This is a genomic window from Rhodococcus sp. NPDC055112 (genome assembly GCF_053607505.1).
This window is the reverse complement of the sequence record NZ_JBSGTR010000049.1, coordinates 18,099-44,004: the sequence shown is the minus strand read 5'-3', so window position 1 is coordinate 44,004 and position 25,906 is coordinate 18,099. Positions and strand designations below refer to the sequence as shown.

General features: G+C 68.9%; 23 protein-coding genes and 1 pseudogene. 5 read left to right on the top strand and 19 right to left on the bottom strand.

Translation table 11 applies throughout. From position 1 onward, the window contains the following. From ACWFRB_RS19660 to ACWFRB_RS19650, 3 genes and pseudogenes are all read right to left on the bottom strand, one after another. Positions 1–125: pseudogene (locus ACWFRB_RS19660) on the bottom strand (3-keto-5-aminohexanoate cleavage protein); the annotation flags it as partial. Positions 126–182: 57 nt separating this feature from the next. After that, entirely contained in the window at positions 183–1,031 is an 849-nt protein-coding gene (locus ACWFRB_RS19655) for a TauD/TfdA dioxygenase family protein (RefSeq protein WP_452642955.1), read from the bottom strand. An 80-nt stretch (positions 1,032–1,111) separates the two neighbouring features. Then, positions 1,112–2,086: a quinone oxidoreductase family protein gene (locus tag ACWFRB_RS19650; RefSeq protein WP_452642953.1), complete on the bottom strand. Its 975-nt coding sequence runs from the start codon at positions 2,084–2,086 to the stop codon at positions 1,112–1,114. Positions 2,087–2,306: 220 nt separating this feature from the next. On the opposite strand from ACWFRB_RS19650, the gene ACWFRB_RS19645 reads away from it, so the two are divergent. The 3 genes from ACWFRB_RS19645 to ACWFRB_RS19635 all read left to right on the top strand — a co-directional run bounded on the left by ACWFRB_RS19645 (position 2,307) and on the right by ACWFRB_RS19635 (position 5,270). Continuing rightward, entirely contained in the window at positions 2,307–3,311 is a 1,005-nt protein-coding gene (locus ACWFRB_RS19645) for an AraC family transcriptional regulator ligand-binding domain-containing protein (RefSeq protein WP_452642952.1), read from the top strand. A 174-nt stretch (positions 3,312–3,485) separates the two neighbouring features. Beyond that, a complete protein-coding gene (locus ACWFRB_RS19640; RefSeq protein ID WP_452642951.1) occupies positions 3,486–3,872 on the top strand; it encodes a carboxymuconolactone decarboxylase family protein in 387 nt (128 codons plus the stop codon). A 48-nt stretch (positions 3,873–3,920) separates the two neighbouring features. Next, positions 3,921–5,270 (top strand): MFS transporter, encoded by a 1,350-nt coding sequence (locus tag ACWFRB_RS19635; RefSeq protein WP_452642950.1) that lies wholly within the window; start codon positions 3,921–3,923, stop codon positions 5,268–5,270. 53 nt (positions 5,271–5,323) lie between these two features. Here the strand turns inward: ACWFRB_RS19635 and ACWFRB_RS19630 are convergent, their stop codons facing one another. From ACWFRB_RS19630 to mftE, 10 genes are all read right to left on the bottom strand, one after another. After that, entirely contained in the window at positions 5,324–6,619 is a 1,296-nt protein-coding gene (locus ACWFRB_RS19630) for a haloacid dehalogenase-like hydrolase (RefSeq protein WP_452642954.1), read from the bottom strand. A gap of 108 nt (positions 6,620–6,727) precedes the next feature. Next, entirely contained in the window at positions 6,728–7,525 is a 798-nt protein-coding gene (gene eutC, locus ACWFRB_RS19625; protein ID WP_452642949.1) for an ethanolamine ammonia-lyase subunit EutC, read from the bottom strand. After that, entirely contained in the window at positions 7,522–8,934 is a 1,413-nt protein-coding gene (locus tag ACWFRB_RS19620; RefSeq protein ID WP_452642948.1) for an ethanolamine ammonia-lyase subunit EutB, read from the bottom strand. Before ACWFRB_RS19620 ends, eutC begins: the two co-directional genes overlap by 4 nt. Beyond that, complete coding sequence (eat, locus tag ACWFRB_RS19615; protein WP_452642947.1) at positions 8,931–10,364, bottom strand: ethanolamine permease; 1,434 nt, start codon at positions 10,362–10,364, stop codon at positions 8,931–8,933. Before eat ends, ACWFRB_RS19620 begins: the two co-directional genes overlap by 4 nt. Positions 10,365–10,474: 110 nt before the next feature. Next, on the bottom strand, positions 10,475–11,014 hold the full coding sequence (locus ACWFRB_RS19610) for a DUF779 domain-containing protein (protein ID WP_452642946.1): 540 nt from the start codon (positions 11,012–11,014) through the stop codon (positions 10,475–10,477). Between the two features lie 154 nt (positions 11,015–11,168). Continuing rightward, a complete protein-coding gene (gene adh, locus ACWFRB_RS19605) occupies positions 11,169–12,692 on the bottom strand; it encodes an aldehyde dehydrogenase (protein ID WP_027500587.1) in 1,524 nt (507 codons plus the stop codon). Between the two features lie 116 nt (positions 12,693–12,808). After that, positions 12,809–14,146: a transcriptional regulator gene (locus tag ACWFRB_RS19600; RefSeq protein WP_452642945.1), complete on the bottom strand. Its 1,338-nt coding sequence runs from the start codon at positions 14,144–14,146 to the stop codon at positions 12,809–12,811. A 15-nt stretch (positions 14,147–14,161) separates the two neighbouring features. Further along, the gene (gene mftG / locus ACWFRB_RS19595) at positions 14,162–15,658 is read right to left on the bottom strand and encodes a mycofactocin dehydrogenase MftG (protein ID WP_452642944.1); all 1,497 of its coding nucleotides are present in this window, start codon (positions 15,656–15,658) and stop codon (positions 14,162–14,164) included. Positions 15,659–15,661: 3 nt separating this feature from the next. Then, on the bottom strand, positions 15,662–17,059 hold the full coding sequence (gene mftF, locus ACWFRB_RS19590; protein ID WP_452642943.1) for a mycofactocin biosynthesis glycosyltransferase MftF: 1,398 nt from the start codon (positions 17,057–17,059) through the stop codon (positions 15,662–15,664). Positions 17,060–17,084: 25 nt separating this feature from the next. Next, positions 17,085–17,771, bottom strand: a complete 687-nt coding sequence (gene mftE, locus ACWFRB_RS19585; RefSeq protein WP_452642942.1) for a mycofactocin biosynthesis peptidyl-dipeptidase MftE — start codon at positions 17,769–17,771, stop codon at positions 17,085–17,087. A gap of 84 nt (positions 17,772–17,855) precedes the next feature. Here mftE and ACWFRB_RS19580 point away from each other — a divergent pair, with 84 nt between their 5' ends. Together ACWFRB_RS19580 and ACWFRB_RS19575 are read left to right on the top strand one after the other, a co-directional pair. Continuing rightward, positions 17,856–18,461: a hypothetical protein gene (locus ACWFRB_RS19580; protein WP_452642941.1), complete on the top strand. Its 606-nt coding sequence runs from the start codon at positions 17,856–17,858 to the stop codon at positions 18,459–18,461. Between the two features lie 23 nt (positions 18,462–18,484). After that, positions 18,485–19,051 (top strand): histidine phosphatase family protein, encoded by a 567-nt coding sequence (locus ACWFRB_RS19575; RefSeq protein WP_452642940.1) that lies wholly within the window; start codon positions 18,485–18,487, stop codon positions 19,049–19,051. A 6-nt stretch (positions 19,052–19,057) separates the two neighbouring features. Here ACWFRB_RS19575 and ACWFRB_RS19570 read toward each other — a convergent pair whose 3' ends face one another. From ACWFRB_RS19570 to mftA, 6 genes are read right to left on the bottom strand one after another with little or no spacing between them, the layout of a single operon-like run. After that, positions 19,058–21,010, bottom strand: a complete 1,953-nt coding sequence (locus ACWFRB_RS19570; protein WP_452642939.1) for a mycofactocin system FadH/OYE family oxidoreductase 2 — start codon at positions 21,008–21,010, stop codon at positions 19,058–19,060. Next, positions 21,007–22,968, bottom strand: coding sequence for a mycofactocin system FadH/OYE family oxidoreductase 1 (locus ACWFRB_RS19565; protein WP_452642938.1), 1,962 nt, complete (start codon positions 22,966–22,968; stop codon positions 21,007–21,009). Before ACWFRB_RS19565 ends, ACWFRB_RS19570 begins: the two co-directional genes overlap by 4 nt. 13 nt (positions 22,969–22,981) lie before the next feature. Further along, positions 22,982–24,157 (bottom strand): pre-mycofactocin synthase MftD, encoded by a 1,176-nt coding sequence (mftD, locus tag ACWFRB_RS19560; RefSeq protein WP_452642937.1) that lies wholly within the window; start codon positions 24,155–24,157, stop codon positions 22,982–22,984. Between the two features lie 35 nt (positions 24,158–24,192). After that, entirely contained in the window at positions 24,193–25,410 is a 1,218-nt protein-coding gene (gene mftC / locus ACWFRB_RS19555; RefSeq protein WP_027500596.1) for a mycofactocin radical SAM maturase, read from the bottom strand. A 41-nt stretch (positions 25,411–25,451) separates the two neighbouring features. After that, complete coding sequence (mftB, locus tag ACWFRB_RS19550) at positions 25,452–25,742, bottom strand: mycofactocin biosynthesis chaperone MftB (protein ID WP_452642936.1); 291 nt, start codon at positions 25,740–25,742, stop codon at positions 25,452–25,454. Then, positions 25,727–25,825, bottom strand: a complete 99-nt coding sequence (gene mftA, locus ACWFRB_RS19545; protein WP_072750957.1) for a mycofactocin precursor MftA — start codon at positions 25,823–25,825, stop codon at positions 25,727–25,729. Before mftA ends, mftB begins: the two co-directional genes overlap by 16 nt. Positions 25,826–25,906 lie beyond the last annotated feature (81 nt).

The following is a 25,906-nucleotide window of genomic DNA, read 5'->3' as shown; positions in this document are numbered from 1 at the left end:
TCGTCCATCGTCAGGGGCAGGTCCTCGGGGAAATCCTCGACCGCCCACTCCGGGCCGTACGGCGCAACGGTGATGACCAGCTTGTCCTGGTTCTCCGGGAACAGCGCGTCGTCGTGAAAGTGCATGTCGATCTCCTGTCGATTGGGCTGGAAAAGTCTGGAGTGGAAGAGAATTCGTCTGGATCAGAAGGGTCGGTCGCCGACGATGCCTGCCCGTTCCATCTTTCGGACCGCGGGCCAGTAGTCCTGGACCGCGTAGTGCTGCGTCGACCGGTTGTCCCAGATCGCCACGCTGTTGCGCGTCCACCGCCACCGCACCTGGTACTCGGGGATGGTGGCCTGGCTCTGCAGGTAGCGCAGCAGTTCCCCTGCGCCCGGCGCGTAGTCGATGCCGCACCGCACGTTGTCGGCGGTGTGGAAGTTCGTCAGGTGGGTGGTGAACGAGTTGACGAACAGGATCTTCTCCCCAGTCTCCGGGTGGGTGCGCACCACCGGATGCTCGGCGTCCGGGAAGCGTTCCTTGAGCTCGAGCCGCTGCTCGATCGGCATCCGCGCTCCGAACGACGCCTCGATGCTGTGCCGCGCCCGGAGTCCCTCGATCTGCTCCTTGACCCGCTCGGGCAACTTCTCGTAGGCCAGCGCCATGTTCACCCACATGGTGTCGCCGCCCACCTCGGGCCCCTCGACGCATCGCAGCACGGACCCCATCGGCGGGTTCTCCCGCCATGTCGCATCGCAGTGGAAGGCGTTCTCGAACTGCTCGGGCGGGCTGCCCCGGTCCTTATAGATCCGAACGAGGCCGGGGTGGTCCGGGTCGCTGCCGAGCACGGGGTGGTCCTCGAGCGACCCGAACCGCTCGGCGAGGGCCACGTGCTCGGCCCGGCTCATGTTCTGGTCCCGGAAGAACAGCACCTTGTGCTCGAGCAGCAGTGACTTCAGTTCCGCGAAACTCCGGTCGTCCCGCGCGACGTCGGCGAGGTCGACGTCGTGGATCTCCGCGCCGATGCTGCAGGTCAGCGGTCGTACATCCATCGCAGCGGCGGCGATGTCGGTTCGACCGAGCACGCGGTCGACGGTTGTGGTCATGACGCTCTCCTGTACGTGATTCGGATTCAGACCGAGAAGACCGAGGAGCCGATGCTGATGCCTGCCTCCAGGTCGCGATGAGCCTTCTCGGCATCCTCGAGCCCGTAGCGCTGGTTGATCTCGATGGAGATGCGACCGGCCGCAACATGACCGAACAGTTCGCCCGCGAGCTCCGCCCGCTCGGCCGGATCGGCGATGTAGTCGGCGAGCGCGGGCCTGGTCACGAACAGGGACCCCTTGATCGCGAGCTGCATGGCATCGATCGGCGGGATCGGGCCGGATGCGGTTCCGAAGGCCACCAACAGGCCCCGCCTGGCCAGCGAGTCGATCGAGGTCTGGAAGGTGGACGCCCCGATGCTGTCGTAGACCACCGGCACGCCGGCCCCGTCGGTGAGCTCACGCACCCGCTCGGCGACGTTCTCCCGCGTGTAGACGATGACCTCTCCGCATCCGTGGGCTCGTGCGACCGCAGCCTTCTCGTCTGTCGACACCGTGCCGATCACGTTGACGCCCAGCAACTTCGCCCACTGGCTGAAGATCAGCCCTACGCCGCCCGCGGCCGCGTGCAGCAGCACCGTGTCGCCTGCCTTCAGCGGATGGATCCGGCGCAGCAGGTACGAGGTGGTGAGACCGCGCATGGTCATCGCCGCCGCGGTCTCGAACTCGATCCCATCCGGAAGAGCGATGAGGTGTTCGGCGGGCATCACGCGCTCGGTGCTGTACGCACCGAGCGGGCTGCCCGTGTACGTGACGCGGTCGCCCTCCCGGAAGTCGGTGACACCGGCGCCGACCGCCTCCACCACGCCTGCACCCTCCACACCCATACCCGCGGGCAGGGGTGCGGGATACATCCCCGTGCGGAAGTAGGTGTCGGCGAAGTTCAGGCCGACCGCACCGTGGCGGACCCGCACCTCACCCGGTCCCGGGTCCCCGACCTCAACGGATTCCCACCGCAGGACCTCCGGACCGCCGGTTTCGTAGAAGCGGATCGCCTTTGCCATTGCCTTCTCCTTGATCGTGGTCCCACCCCTGGGCGGGCATCTCGCTGCGCTGTCGCGGAACGATCGGATGTGCCCTTCGCGGGGTCCGGTGTGACTCAGATGACACAACAGTAGCTATGCGATGCCCTTCACACTTATCCTGAGGGGACATATTTGTTTCCGTTTCGGGACACCCAACCGCGGGGGCCGACCGGGACACGCGCGACAGAAGGTGATGCGAATGACCAAGCCCCTCGCTCGATATGCCGCCCTTACCGGCTACATCGAGCTGAGCCGCGCCCTGTCGCTCGACCCGGTGCAGCTACTCAGAAGCGTCGGCCTCGACCCCGCCGGCCTCGACCTGCAGGACCGCTGGGTGCCCGCATCCTCGGTGGTCCGCCTCCTGGAACTGTCCGCGGCGACATCGGGTCGCCAGGACTTCGCACTGAAGCTGGCCGAGCGGCGGCGCCTGTCCACCCTCGGCCCCCTGAGCGTCAGCATCCGGGACGAGCCGGACGCCCGAAGCGCTCTCCGGATGCTGCTCCGATACCAGCACACCTACAACGAGTCGCTGCACATCCGACTCTCCGAGCACGACGGCCTGGCCACGATCCGCATCGGCATCGATCCCGGCGAACCCATACCGGTCCGACAATCCGTCGAACTGGCGGTCGCGGTGACCCACCAGCTGCTGCGACACCTGTTGGGCGATCGGTGGCATCCGGTGTCCGTCAGTTTCGAACACGACCGGCCGACCGACGACGCGACGCACCGCCAGGTCTTCGATGCACCACTGCACTTCAACAGCGAATTCTCCGGAATCATCACCTACACGGGCGATCTGGACGAGCCCAACAGGCTCTCCGACCCGCTGCTGCGGTCCTACTCGCAGCAGCTCCTCGACACGCTCACCACGCCGGAGGAACCCACGCTCACCAATCGCGTTCGCGAACTCGTCGAACTGCTGCTGCCGAGCGGACGCTGCTCGATCGAGCAGGTCGCCCGCAGCCTCGGCGTCGACCGACGGACGGTGCATCGGCACCTCGCGAAGTCGGGACAGACCTTCACCTCGATCGTCGACTCCACCCGAGCCGAACTCGCGAAACGCATGGTCGCCGGCCGGCGCTACTCCTTCACGGAGATCTCCGAGCTGCTCGCCTTCTCGACACCGAGCAGCTTCTCCCGATGGTTCCATCAGCAGTTCGGCATGAGCCCCCGCGAGTGGCGCAAACAAACCGAGGGTTAGGTCGGCTTCGAATCGGCATGCGCCCCTTCCCGGCCACATGTCCCGAAATGCAAAGAATCCCGTCCCGCACGGGCAATTATTCGGCTCACGAGCGACGTAACGTGATGCAGGCCACTTTCGGGCCGGGCCAATGCCCACATCACACCCGATTCGTTCCCCGTGAAACGAGCAGCCATGACCGCTGAGCCGATACCCACCCCGACGCTCGACCGCATGAAGCAGGCTGGAAGCTGGAATCCACTGTGGGACACCTTGTCCCAGTGGGACCCGGAGTGGACAGAACAGTTCATGGCAATGAACGCCACGCCCGTGCGGCGTGGGGTGTTCACACCCGAGTTCGTCGAACTGCTGAGCATCGCCATCGATGCCGCCGCCACCCACATGTACGCGCCTGGAGTACGTCGGCACATCCGGGCCGCACTCGAGCTCGGCGTGTCCAGGGACGAGATCCTCACCGTGCTGGAGATGGTGAGCGTCCTCGGGATCCACGCCTGCAATCTCGGCGTGCCGATCCTCGCGGAGGAGCTCGACGCGTACGAGTCACGCCGCGCCGCCAACTGAGCGCCGGTCCCACACCTTCCCCCTCCAGCCGCACCCCCAGGAGCATCCATGGGACTGACATCCACCACGTCCGAGCTCGAGATCGCAGCCACCGATCCGCCGAGTTCCGCGACGACCGCCGAACGCCGCAGCAGGCGCTCCTCCTACTACCCCTGGCTCGTCTTCGCCCTCACCTTCGCGTTGCTGTTGTCCGACTACATGTCTCGCCAGGTGCTCAGTGCCGTTTTTCCGTTCCTGAAGGCCGATTGGGCCCTGTCGGATTCCCAGCTCGCGTCGCTCACCAGCATCGTCGCGCTGATGGTCGGCCTGCTGACGCTGCCGCTCTCCCTCCTGGCGGACCGGTGGGGCCGAGTGAAGAGCCTGGTGCTGATGGCCACGCTGTGGAGCATCGCGACGCTCCTGTGCGCGATCGCATCCAACTATGAACAGATGCTGGCCGCCCGCTTCCTCGTCGGTGTCGGCGAAGCCGCCTACGGGAGCGTCGGGATCGCCGTTGTGCTCGGCGTCTTCGCGCCGCGAGTTCATTCGACACTGAGCGGCGCCTTCATGGCCGGGGGTTCCTTCGGCTCCGTCGTCGGCGTCTCACTCGGCGGTGTCATCGCCGTGCATCTGAGCTGGCGCTGGTCCTTCGCCGCGATGGCGGTGCTCGGCCTCCTGCTCGTTGCCCTCTTCCGGGCCCTCGTCACCGAACGCCGCTTGGACGAGCACGCCGCCGACCAGAACGTCGTGACGGTCGGAACGACCGGGACCACGATCCGGGTCCCGGTGTCGAGCCTGTTCACCAATTCCGCGGTGTGGTGCGCGTATCTGGGCGGCGGCCTGCAGATGTTCACCGCCGCGGTCCTGCTCGCCTGGACCCCCAGCTTCTTCAACCGGTACTACGGCATGGCACCCGACAAGGCGGGCGCGATCGCATCGGTGTTCGTGTTGCTCATCGGAACCGGCATGATCGTGTGCGGCATCATCACCGACCGGGTGAGCCGGACCAACCCGGCCAGGAAGTGGTCGAGTGCCGTCGCCTTCTGCCTGATCTCGTTCCTCGCGCTCGGATTGGGACTTCGCTTGGACACCGGGGCCCCGCAGCTGGTCCTGTTGGGAATCGGAGCCTTCTTCGCCGCGGGATCCTCCGGCCCGTCCGCGGCCATGGTGGCCAGCCTGACCCACCCGTCGGTGCGGTCCTCCGCACTCGGCACCCTCACCGTGGCCAACAATGTCCTCGGCCTGGCATTGGGTCCCTTCGTCATCGGCATCCTCGCCGATCGACTGGGCCTGCTCGAGGCCCTGCAGCTGTCGCCCCTGGTGTACGTCCTCGCGATGGTCGCACTTGTCGCAGGTAAGCGCCTCTACCCCGCCGGGCTCCAGAAGCTCGCGGCGCAGAGCGCCGCCGCAGCGGCCTGACCCACCGGGTGGGGTTGGTTCACCGAACCAACCCCACCCGCTGCGTCCACACGTCAGTAGACGGAGTCGACCTGGTCCCCGATCACCGATCCGTCGACCCGGTGGACTGCTCCCTTGCCACCGTCGGCGGCGGTGTAGGCCTTGGTCGAGCAGGGGTAGGGCGCCTCCGCACGTTCCTTCGGATCGAGGAACATCGGATTGACCAGCCACCGGTCGTCGCTGTTGTCGTAGGCGTTGCACATGAGCTCGGCGTTGTTGCGGTTGATCACCAGCCGCGCCCCGGTCGCGTCCCCGAGGAACGTCACGTCGGTCACCGAGTCACCCGCCGCGAAGACCTGGCGCCGATCGGCGGGCAACTGATCGAAGGCCGCGGGGCCGTTCACCCCGAACACGACCTCGTTGACCTGGCACCGTTTGCCGTCGATGTACGGGATGACCGAGTCCTCACCGTCGGCGACACCGCCGCAGCCCTCGAGGTGCCTCGTGAGGACACCGTTCTCGACGACCGGGCGGACCCCCATCGCCCGTTCGGGCGTCAGACCCAGTTCCTCCGACCACGCACGCACCACTGGCTCCGCCGACGCCGAGATGATGCGAACATCGAATCCGTTGGTGTGCAACACCTTCACGAGGTCGGCGATCTGGGGGTAGTACCTCACGTAACCGTCGACCTCGGTGGTTCCCACGGTCTGTTCGGCGCCCTCGGGGGCGGCGAGATTCTCCGTTCTCGCCGCCCTGGCGTACTCCGTCACCTCGTCAACCGTGTGACCACCCATCAACTGAACCGCCCAGGCGTACGCGGGCTTCGTCCGCCGATGGTCATATCCGGCGAAGGCCGGCTTCCCGGAGGTGGTCTCGTCGTCGAGCACGGCGACGATCTCGTCGGCGCAGTCGAGATCGGAACCGGTCGGCAGCGGGCCACCGGGTGCCGCCTCGGTGCCGCAGGCCGCCCCGAGTGCCGCGACCGCGTCCGGGGTCAGGAATCGGCTCGTCGCGGCCCAATCCGCTCCCTCGGGCTGAAGGATCTTGTCGTTCTTGATCATCCAGTACGCGGTCGCGCTGCCGATGTCGTTCTTGACCACGGTGTTGTCCCAGTCGAACAGCGCGAGTGGGGCGCCCTTGGCGGCATCACCGTCGACGCCACAGGTGCCCTTCTCCGCGATCAGCCGATCCAGCAGCTGCCGGTTCTCGCCGAACCACTCCAGCCCCGGGTCGAGAGCGGCGCAGGCGCTGGTGTCGGGTGCGGCCTCGGCGGCACCCTCACCGCCGGACGAACAGGATGCGGTCAGCGCGATCGCACCCGTCAGGGCACACACCCAGGCTGCGCGGGTATGGAAAGACTTCACCAGGAACCTCTTTCTCGAATGGTGCGGGCGCGCGGAAGCACACCGGCACAAGAAATCGCGCCGGCACACACAGCGGCGACGAAGGGAGACCTCTCGGCGGGGCCGAGCAGGTCAGTCGAGAGTCAGGACTTCTCCGGAGGACAACGCGTCGGACCGCGAGGTGTCCTTGAGGTCGACTCCGGAGCGTCCCAGCTTGCGGGCACCGGACACCAAGCCCGCCACCACCTTTGCGGCTTGGGCGTAGCTCAGCCCCTCCGGCGGGTGGATGTTGGAGACGCAGTTTCGATCGGCATCCGTGCGACCGGGACGGGGTAGATGCGTTAGGTAGATACCGAGGCTGTCCGCCACCGACAATCCCGGACGCTCCCCGATCAACACGACCAGGGTCCGCACCCCCATCGCCTCGGCGATGTGGTCGCCGAGCGCCACCCGCGCCTCCGTCGCGATCACCGGCGGCGCGAGCGAATACCTGTCCGAGAGTTCCTCGGCCAGCGCCCCCAGCAGCGCGGCGCCGTGATCCATCAGAGCCCGGGGCGAAAGCCCGTCCCCGAGAACGAACCCCAGATCGGCTCCGCTGTGCGGCACGGCCGCCAGATCGGCAGGCAGTCGTCCGAGATCGGGCCTGCGCAGGTACTCGGCGCGGCTGCCTGCCCGGCTCGTCACCCGCACGGGTTTGCCGAGCCCGAGCCCCTCGACCTGCCGGGTCAACACATCGGCGTCCAGCGGTAGGTGCACCGCATCGCGGGCCGCGGCGTGCGCGGCACGGAACTCGAGCACCCGGTCGGTGGGAAGCGAGTCCCCCGCCCGGCCGAGCCCGATCCGCGACTGGGTGCTGAGCCGCAGCTCCTCCCAGAAGTCCTGTGGCTCCGAATCGGTCCGTGCCGTGCCCGCACGCTTCTCGAGGTTCACAGCGCCCCCGTCAGTGCGCGCAGCGGTGAAGCCGCTGCATCCACCGGGAGTACCCGGCCCGCCGCATCGGTCATACCGAGCCGGTGCAGCCAGGCCTCGAACTCCGGGGCGGGGCGCAGCCCCAGCACCTGCCGGACGTACAGCGCGTCATGGAAACTCAGGCTCTGGTAGCCGAGCATCACGTCGTCCGCCCCTGGCACCGCGATGACGAACGCCGTCCCCGCCGCACCCAGCAGGGTGAGCAGGGTGTCCATGTCGTCCTGGTCGGCCTCGGCGTGGTTGGTGTAGCAGACGTCGACGCCCATCGGCAGGCCAAGCAGCTTCCCGCAGAAATGGTCCTCCAGCCCGGCCCTGATGATCTGCTTGCCGTCGTACAGGTACTCCGGACCGATGAATCCGACCACCGTGTTGACCAGCAGCGGTTCGAGGTCCCTGGCCACCGCGTACGCCCGCGTCTCCAGCGTCTGCTGGTCCACGGGGCGGCCGCCGGTGCCGAGGTGGGCGCCGGCGCTCAGCGCCGAGCCCTGGCCGGTCTCGAGGTACATGACGTTGTTGCCGACGGTGCCCCTTCCGAGCGAGCGGCCCGCGGCGTTGGCCTCGCGCAGGAGTGGCACCGTGACACCAAAGCTCGCATTCGCGCCCTCGGTGCCCGCGATGGACTGGAACACGAGGTCCACCGGCACACCCGCCTCGATCAGTTCCATCGTGGTGGTGACGTGCGAGAGCACGCAGGACTGGGTGGGGATCTCGAACCGCTGCCGGATCTCGTCGAGCAGGTGGAGCAGGTCGGAGGTGGCGTGCGGCGAGTCGGTTGCCGGGTTGATCCCGATCACCGCGTCTCCGCAGCCGAGCAGCAGCCCGTCCAACGTGGCGGCCGCGATGCCGCGCGGGTCGTCGGTCGGATGGTTGGGCTGCAGCCGGGTGCTCAGCCTGCCCGGCAACCCGACCGTGGTCCGGAAACCCGCGGTGACCACGGCCGCCCGTGCGACCGCGATGAGGTCCTGGTTCCGCATGATCTTGCTGACCGCCGCCACCATCTCCGGCGTCAGACCCGGCGCGACCGCCCGCAACGTGGCGGCCGCGTCGTCACCCGCGGCCACCTCGAGCAGCCAGTCACGCAGACCCCCGACCGTCAGGTGCGAGATCGACTGGTACGCAGTGCGATCGTGCGAGTCGATGATCAGCCGGGTGACCTCGTCGGTCTCGTACGGCACCAGCAACTCGTGCAGGAACCTGTCGAGCGGGACATCGGCAAGTGCCCACTGAGCGGCCGCACGCTCGGCGTCCGAGGCGGCCGCACATCCGGCCAGCTCGTCTCCGCTGCGCAACGGGGTCGCCTTCGCCATCAGCTCGACCAGCCCGTCGAAGCTGTGGGTGGTGCCACCGATCGTCTGGCTGTAGCGCGTCATTCCAGATCCTCCTCCGCCTTCGCGAGAATCGCGAACTCCTCATCGGGCGAGTTGGCCACCAGGTGGTGCCGGCTGTAGAAGCCGAAGTAGGCCATGAAGGCGCCGAATGCGACCACGGTCCACATCGCCGCCGTCGGATCGACCAGGAAGGTGGCGATCACCGCCGCGATGGCGATCACCAGTGCGAAGGACGTCGTGACGATGCCGCCCGGGGTGCGGTACGGACGCGCCATGCCCGGCTCGCGCTTGCGGAGGACGATGTGGCTGATCATCATCAGCACGTAGCTGACAGCCGCGCCCAGCACCGCCATGTTGAGCAGCATCGCGCCCTCGCCGGTGAGCGAGAGGATGAAGCCGATGACGCCGGGGACGATCAACGCGAGGGTCGGGGCCTTGCGGGAGTTGGTCACCGAGAGCCTGGTCGGCAGGTACCCGGCGCGCGAGAGCGCGAAGGTCTGGCGGGAGTAGGCGTACATGATCGAGAAGAAGCTGGCGACCAGACCCGCCAGTCCGATGTAGTTGACGGCCTTGGCCGCTCCACCGTCGCCGAGCGCCTGCACCAGCGGGTTGCCCGAGGTCGACAGGGCCTCGGCCCCGAGCGCGCCGGTGGCGAGGAAGAGCACGGCCGCCCCTGTGATGATCAGGAGCAGCATGCTGATGATGATGCCCTTCGGCACGTTCTTCTCGGGCTCGCGGGCCTCCTCCGCGGCGAGGGGAACACCCTCCACCGCGAGGAAGAACCAGATGGCGAACGGGACCGCGGCCCAGATCCCGAACCAGCCGAAGGGCAGGAAGCTGGAACTGCCAGCCGCGCCGGGGTCGGCCGCGATATCGGTCAGGTTGCTCGCGTCGAACAGGCCCCAGGCGGACACCGCGAACACGACCAGACCGACCAGCGCGATCGCGGTGATCACGAACATCGCCTTCAACGCCTCGCCCGCGCCGGTGAGGTGGATGCCGATGAAGATGGCGTAGACCGCGAGGTAGACCCACCAGCCGTCGGTGATCCCGAACAGGTTCAGCGACTCGACGTAGCCCCCGATGAAGGTCGCGATCGCGGCGGGTGCGATCGCATACTCGATGAGAATTGCTGTGCCGGTAGCGAATCCACCCCAGGGCCCGAGCGCTCGCCTGGCAAAGGTGTAGCCACCGCCCGCGGCGGGCAACGCGGAAGACATCTCGGCCATGCCGAGCACCATCGCCAGGTACATGCCCGCGATGACGACACCTGCGATGAGCAGACCACCGAAGCCGCCCTCGGCCAGCCCGTTGTTCCACCCGGCGTAATCACCGGAGATCACGTAGCTCACGCCGAGCCCTGCCAGCAGCAACCAGCCGGCGGAGCCCGACTTGAGTGTCCGCTTCGCGAGGTACTCGCTGTCCTCGTTGTGGAAGTCCTCGTGCGAGGACTTCTTGGTGGTGATCGCCATGGCGACCTCCTTCTCCTAGTGAATGATCACACGGCGCCGGCGGCGCCACCAGGGGCTGCGCGGCTGCGCACAGTGTTGAAGATCTACGTCATCGATTGATGTCCACGGGGTTACGACTGATCAGCTCTTGGTCCGCCAGGGACGGGACAGGCGTCGACGGCCTCGGCGACCACCTGGGGTTCGGCGGGCGGCTCGGGTCGCCGCCCCTCCTCCCAGGTCTGCCCGGTGACCGGTTCGGCCTCGGCGAGCGCGACGTTCTCCTCGGGAGTGAACGCGCGAGCCCGGCTCAGGAAGCGGACGCCTTCGGGCGTCTCGAGACTGAACCCCGAGCCGCGTCCGGGGACCACGTCCAGCACCAGCTGGGTGTGCTGCCAGGCCGCGAACTGGGTGCCCGAGATCCACACGGGCACCGCGTCGTCACCGTCGGGAATCGAGCTCGGCACCTCGCCGACACCGAGCCCCAGGTCGAGCAGCCCGACCAGGACGTCACGGTCTCCGACGATGAATTCGCCTGCGGGATAACACATCGGAGCCGAGCCGTCGCAGCATCCGCCGGACTGGTGCATCATCAGGGGTCCGTGAATCCCCCGTAGGCGACGGAGCAGATCCATCGCCCCCGCGGTCGCGACGATTCGGCCGGGCACCGACATTGGGGACTCCGTCTCGGCGAGAAGTGGAGACACGGCGCCCGCCTCGGGGGGATGAGCGGGCGCCGTGTCATGGTCACGGCACCCGCCGCAGGGGGGCATTGGCGGGCGCCGTGAGTTCGGGGGCTCGGGCCGTGGGAAGCCCCGAGCCTGCGGGTCAGAAGAAGCCCTGGGCCTTCGGGGCGTAGCTGACGAGCAGGTTCTTGGTCTGCTGGTAGTGATCGAGCATCATGTGGTGGTTCTCACGGCCGATACCCGACTGCTTGTAGCCGCCGAATGCCGCGTGCGCGGGGTACTGGTGGTACGTGTTCGTCCACACCCGGCCTGCCTGGATGTCACGGCCTGCGCGGTAGGCCACCCCACCGTCGCGGGACCAGACCCCGGCACCGAGGCCGTACAGGGTGTCGTTGGCGATCTCGATGGCCTCGTCGTAGTCCTTGAAGGACGTCACCGACACCACGGGCCCGAAGATCTCCTCCTGGAAGATCCGCATCTTGTTGTTGCCGGTGAACACCGTCGGCTGCACGTAGAAGCCGCCGGACAGGTCGCCACCGAGCTCGGCGCGCTCGCCACCGGTCACCAACTGGGCACCCTCGGCCTTGCCGATCTCGATGTAGGACAGGATCTTTTCCAGCTGGTCGTTGCTGGCCTGCGCGCCGATCATGGTCTCGGTGTCGAGCGGGTCACCCTGGCGCACCGCCTTGGTGCGGACTGCCGCCATCGCGAGGAACTCGTCGAAGATCTCGCCCTGGATGAGCGCGCGGGACGGGCAGGTGCACACCTCGCCCTGGTTGAGCGCGAACATCGTGAAGCCCTCGAGCGCCTTGTCCTGGTAGTCGTCGTTGGCGGCGAGCACGTCGGAGAAGAAGATGTTCGGGCTCTTGCCGCCGAGCTCCAGGGTGACCGGGATCAGGTTCTGCGACGCGTACTGCATGATCAGCCGGCCGGTGGTGGTCTCGCCGGTGAAGGCGATCTTCTTGATCCGCGGGCTCGAGGCGAGCGGCTTGCCCGCCTCGGTGCCGAAGCCGTTGACGATGTTGAGCACGCCTGCAGGCAGCAGGTCGCCGATGATGCCGATCAGGTGCAGGATCGATGCAGGCGTCTGCTCCGCCGGCTTGAGGACGATCGCATTTCCTGCGGCCAGTGCGGGCGCAAGCTTCCACACGGCCATCAGGATCGGGAAGTTCCAGGGGATGATCTGGCCGACCACGCCGAGCGGCTCGTGGAAGTGGTACGCGACGGTGTCGGAATTGATCTCCGAGAGCGAACCCTCCTGCGCCCGGATGGCACCCGCGAAGTAGCGGAAGTGGTCGATGGCGAGCGGGATGTCGGCGTTCAGGGTCTCGCGGATCGGCTTGCCGTTGTCCCAGGACTCGGCGAGGGCGATGGACTCGAGATTCTGCTCCATCCGGTCCGCGATCTTGTTCAGGATGACCGCGCGCTCGGCTACCGAGGTCTTGCCCCAGGCCGGAGCGGCGGCGTGCGCGGCGTCGAGGGCGAGCTCGATGTCCTCGGCGGTGCCACGGGCGATCTCGCAGAACGGCTGACCGGTGACCGGGGTCGGGTTCTCGAAGTACTGACCCTTGACGGGCGGCACCCACTGTCCACCGATCCAGTTGTCGTAGCGGGACTGGAAGGACATGACGGAATCGGGTGAACCCGGACGGGCGTACACGGTCATCGAAGGCTCCTCGTGGTGTGCTGTCTCTCCCCTGCAGGCGACGCGAGTGTCGCCTTGGGGTGTGATTCAGAACACTAGGATCACGAGGGTTGCAACAACGTTGCGTCCGGTGAAACTCAGACCCCCAGCCGCCTGTCTAGCGTCTCGATCCTCGACTTGACCTGGTCGTACATCGGCGATCGGCGGTCCATCGAGGACAGATAAGCGGCCCACGCACCGGTGTCCTCGCGGCCCTCGACCGTGCTCGTCCACTTGGCGAGCAGGCCCTGGTCGCCCGCCCGCAGCAGCGCCGCACGCATGCGGCCGCGCAGGTCCGCCCTGATCTCCTCGACCCCCGGCGCGACCGAGCCCGGCAGGACCGGGCCGCGATAGACCCGCAGAGCGGCGGCCGCGTCACCGCGGTCGAGAGCGTGACGGACCTCCTGCACGTCCGAGCCGAGTTCGGTCAGCAACCGATACGGACGGGACCCGAGACCCGCGGCACCGAACACCTTGCGCAGGCGCGACATCTCCGCCCGGATCGTCACCGAGTCCAGCTCCGACTCGTCGAGCAGCACCGCGAGGTGGTCGGAACCGAGACCCTCGGGGTGTTCGGCCAACAGCAGCAGGATCTCGGCGTGCCGCTGCGAGAGGCTCGTCCGGTCGCCGTCCCGCACGAGGGTCGGCCGTTCTGATCCGAGCACCTGGAGACGCGGCGAGGCGTTCCCGAGTAGCCGAGGCGAGTTCAGCAGGTGCAGGCGGAGCTCGGACTCGGCCGCTGCGACGGTGGCCCGGATCAACGAGAGCACCTCGGGCACCGCCACCCGCGGTCCGCCGGTGATGTCGATGGCGCCGAGGATCTGGCCGCTCATCGGGTCATGCACAGGAGCCGCGGAGCAGCTCCAATCGTGGACCGTGCGGCTGAAGTGCTCGGCCTCGAAGATCTGCACACAGTGGTCGAGCGCGAGCGCGGTGCCAGGGGCGTTGGTGCCGACGCGGTCCTCACTCCAGTCGGCCCCCTCGACGAAGTTCATCGCCAGCGCCCGGTCCTTGGCCTGCGAGTCGCCCTCCACCCAGAGCAGGCGCCCCTCGGCGTCGCTGATCGCGACGAGCAGGCCGGTGTCGGCGGCGTCGTCGACCAGCAGCTTGCGGACCACGGGACGGATCAGCGCCATCGGATGCGCGGAGCGGTACCGCTCCAGTTCGATGCCGTCGAGGTCGACGCCGTCGCCGACGGCATCGGGGTTCACGCCCTTGTTCCGGCTGCGCAACCACGAATCGAGCACCACCGACCGGACCGGGTCGTGCCCGGCGGCCGCGGGATCGAGGGACCGGCCCGCGCCACCGTCGACGAACGACCTGTGGGCAGACGACATCAATCGCGCCAGTTGCGCGACATCATCGCCCGGCCGTACGGCAATCCAGGGGTTGCCGTGCGTTGCTCTGGTCAATCGAGTTCCTCCGTGACGTCCCATCAACTGTAACGCCGGTCACACTCTGCCATTTCCCTGGGCGTCATGTGTGGGACTCGTATCGCCCTCGATCAGGGCGGACACCCGTTCCGCGATCATCACCGCGGTCGCATGCGGGCCGCGCGAGGTCAGCACGGGCATGACCGACGTGTCGGCCACCAGGACCCCGTCCACGCCGATCACCCGGCAGCGACCGTCCACGACGGCGTCGTGGTCGGACTCCGACCCCATCCGGCAGGTTCCGGACAGGTGCAGGGAGGTGCCGAGGTTCTCGAACGGCTCGATCGGCGGCCCCGCCCCCGGGTCCGCGGCCACCCGCCCGAACGCCGCCGAGGCCAGCAGCCCCCGCGCCAGGTCGAGGCCCGACCGCATCGCCGCACGGTCGGCCGCGGACGCGAGATACCGGTACCGGATGACAGGCGGGGCCGCCGGGTCGGCCGACCGCAGGATGAGCTCGCCCCTGCTGTCCGGGCGCATCAGCGCCACCCCCAGTCGTGGCTCCGCATCTGCCGCGCCGGGAATGATCTGCGCGAAGGGCGCGGTATACGGACGGATCTCGATGCCATCCGCCTCCAACACCGCTTCCAGGACGGCGGTGCGCTCGTTCCTCGGAACGCGCAGGCGAGGCCGATACGCGAGCGTCACCTCGGGATGGTCACCGAAGTCACGACCGACGCCGGGCCGGTCCGCGAGAACCGGCAGCCCGAGTCCCGAAAGATGTTGTGCTGGGCCAATTCCGGAGTGCATCAACAGATGGGCAGTACCGATCGCGCCCGCACACAGCACCACCTGACGGGCCCGCAGCAGGCGCCGCTCACCCGCCATCTCGGCCTCGACGCCCACCGCCCGCACGCCGTCGAACACCAGGCGGCGGGCGACGACGCCGGTTCGCACCCGCAGGTTCGGTCTGGCGACATTCGATCCGAGGTACGCGGACGCCGTGCTGATCCGATGCCCCGCGACCGCGTTGAGCGGCACCGGCCCGGCACCCTCCGCGTTCGGCTCGTTGAGATCCGCGGCGTACCCGAACCCCGCCACCTCACAGGCGTCGAGGAAGGCGGAGCTGACGGGATGCATGTCCTCGCGACCGATCCGGGTCACCGGCATCGGACCGTCGTCACCGTGCCAGCGAGGATCCCCCGCCCGGTCGGTCTCGAGCTTCCGAAAGTACGGCAGCACTTCGGAATACGACCATGTCTCCGGCCAGCTCCGAAAGTCGGATTCGGTGCCGCGGATGAAGTAGCCACCGTTGACCGCTCCTGACCCGCCGAGCACCCGGCCGCGGGCGATGGTCGTGCCGTGCCCCGGCCGCAACTCGACAGGATAGGTCGCGGCGACATCGCTGCGCGGTCCGACCGGCAGCAGCCCGAGCGGACCGGGGTCGCTCGCACCGGGCCCCGCCTCGATCAACAGCACCTCGCGATCGGGGTTCGCGCTCAAGCGCGCCGCCACGACGCATCCGCAGGACCCGCCGCCCACCACGATCACATCGGCCACCGGATCGGGGGCCGGCACCGTTCAGCCCCGCAACCGGGGCTTCAGCGCGGCAAGGCTGCGCTCGGCGATCGCCCCGCGCCAGAGTCCGGTGCCGTAGGCGATGTCGTCCATCCGCTTGAACACGGTGTGCCGCACCGGCCCCAGCCCTCCTGGCTCGCGGTGCGTGTACCAGTCGGCGAGTCCCTCGGCCACGGCCACCGCCAGCAAGGCGCGACGGACCCGGGACGAGACCAAGGCGGCCAGCAGCGTCAGCGGCCAATAGTGCCTGCACATCGCGGACGCGAGCTGCCAGACCCCGCCCACGAAGCCCTGCGCGGCGAGTATGACCGAGATACGGGTGGGCTGGTCGAGCTCCCGGAACGTCCGGCGCAGGCGGATGACGGTGACGAGCTGCGCGACCAGGGACCCGGCCAGGCCGAGCCTGGTGCAGGTCGCGGCGAGCAGGACGGCCAGCAGCGTCAGGGGCGACATGGCGACAGGCGGCACGAGCCCCTCGTGCCGGAGCGCGAGCGGAGCCGCACCCGTGCCATAAAAGAGCTTGCGGCCGAACCACTTCCGGAACGAGACGCGGTGATCGTGGGCGACATTGGCGATCGGTTCGTAGCGCAGCCGCCAACCGGCCGCGTGCAGCCGCCAGCAGAGGTCGACGTCCTCGGCCACATGCATCTCCGCGTCGAAGCCACCGCACTCCTCGAGCGCGCGCCTGCGCACCAGCATCGCCGCACTGGGCACGTAGGAAACCGGGCTCCCCGCCCGCACCGCGCCCTCCTTGCGCCCCAGATCGAGCGAGGATCGAGCGTGCTCATAGCGGCCGATCGCGCCCGCCTCCGGCTCGAGAGCGACGATCCGCGGAGCCGCCATCGCTACCGCCGGGTCACTGAAGTGCCCCAGCATCGCCTCCAGCCAGCCGAGCCGGGGTACCACGTCGGAGTCCAGGAAGGCCACGTACTCCGTTGTCGCGGCGGCCATTCCGGTGTTGCGGGCGGCAGCAGGCCCGAGCGCTGACGGATGCCGGAGCACCCGCACCTCGGCACGCCCGTCGCAGCACGGCGGGGTCGTCACCGGATCGTCGGAGCCGTCGTCGACGACGATCACCGAGAGTCCGCGCAGCGCGGGCAGCAGTCGGTTCAGGCCGGTGATGTTGTTGTGCAGCGGGATGACGACAGTGACGTCCTGATTCGACGGCGAGCTCATCGGCCGGGGGTTCGCCACCCCGGAATCGAGGAGGTGCCGGGCAACCTGTGCGGACTGGGTGTCGACGACCTTCAGGTATCCGTCACCGATCATCGCCGCGGCGGTCGGCGCGAGCTTGAGCATCCGGGTCGGGGAACCCCCGATCAGTACCCGTCCACCCGAGAAGGTGCGCACCTTGGGATCGATTCTCACCCCGAATCCGTCGGGCAGTCGAGCTTGGCGCATCAGGTGATCGTATTCGGATCTGCTCTCACCGCAACATGCCTTTGCCATCTGGTTGCCATCGCAACACCGCCGCAACACAACGCGCCAGCATCTGCTCGAACATCCGTTCACCCTCGGCCGCGCTCGCCCCGGTCGGATCGCCGAGCACCCCGTTCTCGCTGACGGACGCGATCCCGCCTGCCCGCAACCGGTCCATCAGCTCACCGATCGGCTGGGTGACACCCGGTTGCGCCCTGTCCATCCGCACGTCACCTGGCGAAAGGTGCAGCAGCAAGGAGGTTTCAGTGCGCCCCGCGTGGGCATCGGCACCGGGCACCGCGCAGGGCAGCCAGGCGACGTCCCGACCCTCATAGCGCAGCAACGCGACCGCCTTGGCGAGGGTGGGCGCGTTGCCGCCGTGTCCGTTCACCAGCAACACGCGCGGGGACCAGCGACACGCCGAACGCCCGTACTCGACGACCACCGCCTCGAGCGCGGACGCGCCGAGCGAGATCGTTCCCGCGAAGCCCTCGTGTTCACCGCTGGCCCCGTAGGCGATGGCGGGGGCGACCGTCACGCCGGGCAGCGACCGCGCCACCGCGACCGCGATCCGGGTGTCGGTGTCCAGTGGCAGGTGCGGCCCGTGCTGCTCGACCGAACCGACAGGAACCGCGATGGCGGGCGCGTCGGCGTCGATGTCGGGCCAGGTCGCGCCCGCGAGGTCCATTGGCATGCACCGATGCTATTCCGACGGGAGTCGCCTGCGATCCGGCGACTACGATCGGTGTCACCACAGGACCCTCGGCTGGAGGATGACGTGACGCTGGACCGAATGCCGCTCAAAGGATTTGGCGTCGTCAACTTCGAACTCATGCTGCTCCGCCGGATGCACGACCATCAGCCGACGCTGGTCGTGGCAGCCCTCAAGAACCTCGGCAAGAGCGCCACCGACCTGCGCGCCGCGCATGCCCAGTGGCAACGCGGCCTGCGGGGCGGCTTCCCCGGTGGCGCGGCGCGGTATCGACTCGCCCTCGGCAAGCCCCCCGTGGTGAGCTCGCGCCTGCTGCCCGCGGTCGGCGAGCTGGCCATCGAGGCATGGCCGATGCCGCTGTGGCCCGGGCTGCAGTTCCAGGTCACCTTCGGACCGGGCGGCGACGTCGTCGACGAGCGACTGGCCAGGATGTCCGACGGGGCCGCGCCCGCCATCGCCTCGGTGGCGGATCTACGGCCGTGGCTGCTGGTCATCGACGACCTGGAGTCGACCTGCGCCCCCGTGCACTACCGCATGTCCGCCGGGACAGTGGCCAGCCATGCGGCCGCCGCGTTCGCCACTCCGGACGGCACCGCGTGCGAGGCGCAGTTCTCCTGGGGCCTGCTCCAATCCGCCACGGCCGTGGATGGCGGAAACCAGCAGGCAAACTGACCGGTGAAGGGCAGGATGGCCCTATGGCCAAGGACGAGGTGACGCGCGCGACGATCATGCTGATCCGGCATGCGGAACGACCCGAGGGCGACGAACCGCCCTTCGGCGTGGACCGAGACGGCACCCGGTGCGACGAATCGCTCACCCCTGCCGGCTGGCAACGCGCAACCGCGCTCGCAGCGCTCTTCGCACCCGACGCGGGCGAGCCCGCCTCCGGGCTGGTCCGCCCGCGGGCCCTGTTCGCATCCACACCGAGCAAGAAGGACGGCAGCAAGCGCTCGCTGCAGACGATCTCGCCGCTGGCCGACAAGCTCGGCGTCGAGGTGGACACCGACATCGGGCGATCGGAGGTCAAGGCTCTCGCGAAACGGGTACTGCGCACGCCCGGCCCGATCCTGATCTCCTGGCAGCGCGAGTACCTCCCCGAGATCGTCGATGCACTCGGCGAGGTCGACGCGACGCCGCCCGACCCATGGCCCGAGGACCGCTTCGATGTGATCTGGCTGCTCACCCCGGACGGCGCGCGCGGCTGGGTGTTCAGCCAGCTGCCGCAACGTCTGCTGCCGGGCGACCGCGCCACCGGTATCTGACGCGCCTCAGAGCGCCACGGCCACCCGGTGCCCCTCGCGCACCGCCGCGTCCGCCCGCCGCGGGGTCAGCGCGTCACCGATCCGATGAATCTCGAAGTCGCTGTCGGACAATTGCTTCCAGAGACGCTCCTCGGGCTGCTGATGCACCGCACACACCACCCAGTCGAACTCCGGCTCTGAGGTTTCCCCGGTCGGATGGTGTAGCAGCGTGACCCGCACCGCCGACCCCTGCGCCGCGACGACCCCCATCGGCACCAGGTCCGTGAGCTGTGCGATGCCATTACGGTGCGCCCGACGCCGCCAGCCCTCCATGTCCAGCGTGAGGCCCAGGTCCTGGCCGACGATCATGCCGTTCGTCGCGACGGTCACCACACAGCCACGGTCGGCGAGCGATTCGGCGACCGACGTCGCCTGGTGGAAGCCCAGCTCGTCGATCACGAGCACACGGCCACCGGGATCGGCCCGGCCCTCGAGCACGTCCCGCACGTCCACCACCCGCGCCGACTCCCCCGCCCACCCCGGCCGCTGCGGCCGGGCCCCGGTCGCGACGATCACCGCGTCGGGCGCCAGGGACAGGAGCAGGTCGGCGTCCACGTCGATGCCGGTCCTGACCTCGACGCCGTAGCGCGCGCATTCCGTCTCGAGATTCCGGACCAGCTCGCCGAACTCGGCCCGGCCTGCCGCACCCGCCGCGGTCCTGACCTGGCCGCCGGTGTGTGCGTCCCGCTCGAACAGCGTCACCCGGTGACCGCGCTGCGCGGCCGTGGCCGCGGCCTGCAACCCGGCCGGTCCGCCACCGACAACACACACCAGCAGTCCGCGCCGTCGGGGCATCGGCAGCGGGACCGATTCCCTTCCGGCCATGGGGTTCTCGACACAGCCGAGCCAGCGGCCCATGCCGACCCGGCCGATGCACTCCTGGTTGCAGGACAGGCAGGTCCGGATCTCGCCGGATCGTCCCGCCACTGCCTTCGCCGCGAAATCGGGATCCGCGATCTGCCCGCGCACGACCCCGACCAGGTCGCAATGGCCCTCCTCGATCGCGAGATCCGCCTGCTCCGGGTCCGTGAAACGTCCGACGCCGATCACCGGCAACGTCACCCGCCTGCGGATCGCGTTCGGGATGAAAAGGGCGTACCCGCGCGGCACCGCCATGGAGCCCTCGATCAGGTGCAGGGTCTGCGTCGCCATGCCGATCGAGGTGTTGATGTAGTCGACCTGCCCGCAGGCCTCCACCATCGCGGCGACCTCGACCGCCTCGTCGAGATGGATGCCGTTCGCGATCAGCTCCTCGCCGGTCAACCGCACACCCAGCACCGGTTCGGGCCCGAGCACCGCGCGCACCGCCGCCACGATCTCGAGCAGGAATCGGGCACGATTCGCCAGGGCGCCCCCGTACCGATCGGTGCGCCGGTTGGTGTCGGGCGAGAGGAAGGCCCGCACGATCGATGCTTGCGAGCACTGGATCTCGACGCCGTCGAAGCCACCGCGCATGCAGTGCTCGGCGGTCGATGCGAATCCCGCTACGAGCTCCGCGATCTCGGCCGGGTCGACGGCCTTCGGCACCTCGCGGAACAACGGGTCCGCAACCGGACTCGGCGCAAGAACCGGCTGCCGCGAGTACATCCCCGAGCCCTGCCCGCCGTTGTGATTGAGCTGGGCCAGGATCACCGAACCGTGAGCGTGCACCGCGTCGGTGAGCGTCCGGTAGTGCGGGATCACCTCGGGCCGGTACCCCTGGATCAGCTTCTCGTACGGCCAGTCCGACGGGTGCGTGCTGTGTTCCTCGGTGATGATCAGGCCGGCGCCGCCCTTGGCGCGCGCCTCGTAGTACGCGGTGTGCTGTTCGGTGGGAAGTCCGCCGCGGGCGCTGTTGGTCAGGTGCGCCGAGAACACCACCCGATTGCGGACGGTCAGCCGCCCAAGGGGCAGCGGGGTCAGGAGGTGCCGGTAGGTCACGGCCGCACCTCCGGATGAATGGCCGCCGCTGCCGCCACCCGGCCCTCCCGGATCGCTTCGGCGACGGTTCGCGGCGCCAGGCAGTCCCCGATCCGGACCGATGCGGGCGACTGCACGACCAGGGATTCCTCGGGAAGCCGGTGTGTGCAGTCGATCAGGGTGGCGGCGGCCTGCAGCCGCCGCTCGCCGGTGTGGACGTTCTCCAGCAGGACACCGTCCGCGGCGATCGAGCGAACGGTCACGCTCAGGTGGCGCGCGATCCCTGCCCGCTGCAGCCGGGCATTGGCGGCGGAGAGGTCACCGGTCCGGCCCAACTGAACGCCGACGACCTGGTCCGGTGTCGCGATGGACACCTCGCTGTCGCGGGCGGCGAGCCATTCGGCGACCGCGACGGCAACCTGGTCCCCCACCGGGTCGAACACCAAGATCGGACCGTCCCGCAACGGCTTTCCGGCCAGCACCTCAGGAGGGCTCACGATCTCGACACCCGCGCGGCGGTCACCGGGCCACGGGCTCGACACGCTTCCGGTCGCCAGGATCACCGCGCGGCCCGCCGATCTCGCCGCGTCGATCTCCTCGGCCGTGATCGCCCTGCCGGTCTCGACGTGGACGCCCAGCCGGCGGCATTCGGACTCCAGCCAGTCCACCAGCGCCGCGAGCGAGTCGCGCCCGGCACCGACCGCGGCCACCCGCAGCGTGCCGCCGAGCCGGGAACCGCGCTCGGCGAGGGTGACCCGGTGGCCGCGTATCGCCAGCACTCGCGCGGCCTCGAGCCCCGCGGGCCCGCCACCGACGACCAGGAAGTCACCCGGCGCCAGGACAGGCAACCCCTCATCGGGGTCGACGCCCTCGTGCCCGGCCGACGGATTCCCGACGCAGGTGATGATCGGATTGCGCGGATCGCGAACCTGACAGGTCTGGTTGCAGAGCAGGCACGGCCGCGGGGCTGCGCCGGCCTGCCGCGGGGTCTCCCCGCCGCGGCGCGCCTTCATCACCAGGTCCGGCTCGGCTATCTGCGCGCGGGTCATCTCCACCGCATCGGCGACACCGTCCGCGAGCGCGCGCTCCGCCTGTCCGGCCTCGATCACGCTGCCCTGCAACACGACCGGCACCGCGCCCGCCACCGCCGCACGGACCGAGGAACACAGTTTCACGTTGAACACCGGCGCCGTGTGTGCGTCCGGCCGGTACGACTCCACCGACATCGGACCGCCGCGGACGACCACCAACAGATCGAGCAATTCCGCCAACTCGCGGGCGTGCCGTGAGGCGATCTCGGGGGTGACCCCCGCCCAGGGCGCGAGTTCGTCGCAGCTCAGTCGCAGCGACAGCACCCGGTCGGGACCGAGCGCGCCGCGGACCGCCTCGATCACCTCGCGGGTGAGCAGGAGCCGGTCGACGCCGTACTCGTCGCCGCGCAGATTGGTCAGCCCCGAGTGGAACTGGCGCAGCAGGGCCCGCGGTCCCGCGTCGAGTTCGACCCCGTCCATTCCGGCGTCCCTGGCCGAGGCCGCGGCCGACCGGAATCCCGCTATCAGCGAGTCGATCTCGGCCCGTTCCATCTCCATGGGCAACTCGCGGGTGACGACGTCGGCCACGCGCGATGGCCCCCACAGCGCCGACTGTGAGTGTGCGCTCGAGCCCTGCAGCCCGGTGTGGCCGAGTCCGGCCAGCACCAGCGTTCCGTGTGGCCGGCACGCATCGGCGATGTCCCGCCAGCCCGGACCGCAGTCCGCGGCCAGCGGCGCCCGTTCGTACGGCCAGTCGTCGGCGTGTACCGAGGCGACCTCGGTGACGAGGATGCCTGCCCCGCCCCTGGCGCGCCTGCCGTAGTACGCCACATGCGCGGCGGAAAGGGCGCGGTCGACACCGAGATTCGTCTCGTGTGGACCGAAGATCACCCTGGCCGGTGCGGTGCGCCCGGCCAGGGTGATCGGTTCGGTGAGCCGTGCCGTCACGGCCCGCGGCGTCCTAGACGCCGAGGTCGCGGCGGAAGCCGGCCGGGATCACCAGGTCCGACGGGGACAGGTCCGCGATCGACGAGTGCCCCAGACCCAGCACCGCCGAGTCGATGCCGCTGCGGAGGATGTCGAGGACGTTCTCGACGCCTGCCTGCCCGTTGGCCGCCAGGCCCCAGAGGTAGCCGCGGCCGATCATCACGGCCTTGGCGCCGAGCGCGACGGCCTTGACGACGTCGCTACCGCGACGGATACCGCCGTCGAGCAGCACCTCCAGGTCGTCGCCCACCGCCTCGGCGATCGCGGGCAGGGCCCGGATCGGGGCCGGGGTGCCGTCGAGGTTATTGCCGCCGTGGTTGGAGACGGAGATCGCGGAACAGCCGGCGTCGACGGCGCGCTTGGCGTCGTCCACGCGCATGACGCCCTTGAGCATGAACGGACCGCCCCACTGCTCGCGGAGCCACGCCACGTCCTCCCACGACGGCAGCGGAGTACCCATCCACTCGCCGTAGGCACCGAAGAAGGTCGGCGCCTGCTGGCCGGGCGCGGCCAGGTTCGGGGTGGTCAGGTCCGGCACCTTGCCGGTCTTGGCGAAGTCCATCAGCCAGCGCGGACGCATGATGGCCTCCGGCGCGTTCTGCATCATCGCCTTGAGGTTCATCTTCTCCGGGATGGCCGGGCTGCCCCAGTCCCGCCCCATCGAGAAGGACCAGTCCAGGGTCATGATCAGGCCGGTGGCACCGGCAGCGCGAGCCCGCTCCATGCGCTGGACCAGGGTGTCGCGGTCGCCCACCCAGTACATCTGGAAGAACGTCTGCGGGTTGGCCGCGGCGACGTCCTCGATCGAGCGACTCGCGAAGGAGCTCAGCCCCATCGCGACCCCACGGGCGGCGGCGGCGCGGGCCACCGCGACCTCGCCCTCCGGGTGCACGGCCTGCACGCCGGTCGGCGAGATCAGCACCGGCATCGAGATGGGCTGACCCATGACATTGGTAGCCATGTCCCGCTTGTCGTGCAGCCCCGCGACGTGCGGTGCGAAGCCGAGCTCGCTGAAGGCCGCGATGTTGTCGTCGACCGTCAGCCCCTTCTCGGACCCGGCCACCAACGCCATGTACACCGACTTCGGCAGCCTCTTCTTGGCCCGCCGCTGCGCCTCGGCAACGGTTTCGAACCAGGCATTCTTGGCCATCACTGAACCTTTTCTACTGAAGTGAACAAGTCTCGTTAATTCATTCCCGCGAGCGGGTTCTCGTCGCAGACCTTGGCCGGCGGGCGCACCATCAGCTGCAGCGGGACGGGCGCCCGGGGGGTGCGGCGGTTTCCGGTGCGGGAGTGGTCGACGCTCGACTTGGGGATCTCGCCGCGGGTGCCCGCGAGCGCGGTTTCGCCGTAGCCCTGCACGCACTCGGGGTCCGGGCCGTCCATCGGCAGACCGGTGAAGAACTTGGCCGCCATGCAGCCGCCGCGGCAGGAGTCGTAGTGGTCGCACTTGCTGCACGCGCCGCCGGTCTGCGGGGAACGCAGCTCGGCGAACAGATCCGAATGCTGCCACACGTGCTGAAAACCACCGTCGGCCACGATGTTTCCGGCGAGGAACTGCTCGTGGATCGCGAAGGGGCAGGCGTACACGTCACCGACCGGGTCGATCAGACACACCACCCGTCCAGCGCCACACAGGTTCAAGCCGGGGAGCGCGTCGCCGTAGGCGGACAGGTGGAAGAACGAGTCGCCGGTCAGGACGCCTTCGCCGTTCGCGACGAGCCAGTTGTAGAGCTCGCGCTGCTGCGGCTGTGTCGGGTGCAGCTCGTCCCAGACGTCGGCGCCACGGCCGGACGGCCGGAGCCGGGTGATCCGAAGCGTCGCGCCGTACTTGTCGGCGAGCGCCTTGAACTCGTCGAGCTGGCCGACGTTGTGGCGGGTGACGACGACCGAGATCTTGGCGTCCTTGAAGCCCGCCTCGGCGAGATTCTCGAGCGCACGGACCGCCATCGCGAACGAGCCGGGGCCGCGCACCGCGTCGTTGACCTCCGCGGTCGCGCCGTCGATGGAGATCTGCACATCGACGTAGTCACTGGCCGCCAGCCGCGCGGCGACCTTCTTGTCGATCTTCACACCGTTCGTGGAGAACTTGACGCCGACCTGGTGCTCGGTGGCGTAGTCCACGAGCTCCCAGAAGTCGGAGCGGACGGTGGGCTCGCCGCCGCCGATGTTCACGTAGAACACCTGCATCCGCTGCAGCTCGTCGATGATGGACTTGCACTGCTCGGTGCTCAGCTCGCGCGGATCGCGCCTGCCGGACGACGACAGGCAGTGCACGCAGGAGAGGTTGCAGGCGTAGGTGAGCTCCCAGGTGAGACAGATGGGCGCGTCGAGTCCGAGTTCGAACTGGTCGACGAGCCGGCCGACCGGGGCGGGTGCGGGGCGATCGAGCATGGAGGTCATGGGCTGTGTCCTCGAGGTGTGGGGTTGCGGATCAGGCGAACTCAGGCCGCGGACACGCCGGGCACGATCATCTTCGAATCGGCCAGCGTGGCGAGCGCACGGGCGTAGGTGTCCACCTGCGCCTCGTCGATACCCGCAGCACGGATGGCGGTCCTGGCGTCGGGATGGTCGGGCAGTGCCCGCACGATCTCGACGATGGTGCGGTTCTTCAGGAACGAGAGCTTCCTGGTCCCAAAGTGGTAGAGCAACGCCCCGAAAGGTTCGGGGCGCAGCGCCACCTGCGGGTGAAGCTTCCACCCGGTATCCAGATCCACGGTCAGTACACGCCGCACATGCCGTCGATCGAGACCTCTTCCACCAGGGCCTCCTCGACGAGCTCGGTTCCGGCAACGACGCTTTCGCGATGCTCAGACATCTACATACCTCCTGTGTCAGGGTTGGCGTCAGTCACGGCAATCGGTTCGCTGTGACTCGGCTCACCACACTAATGGCATCG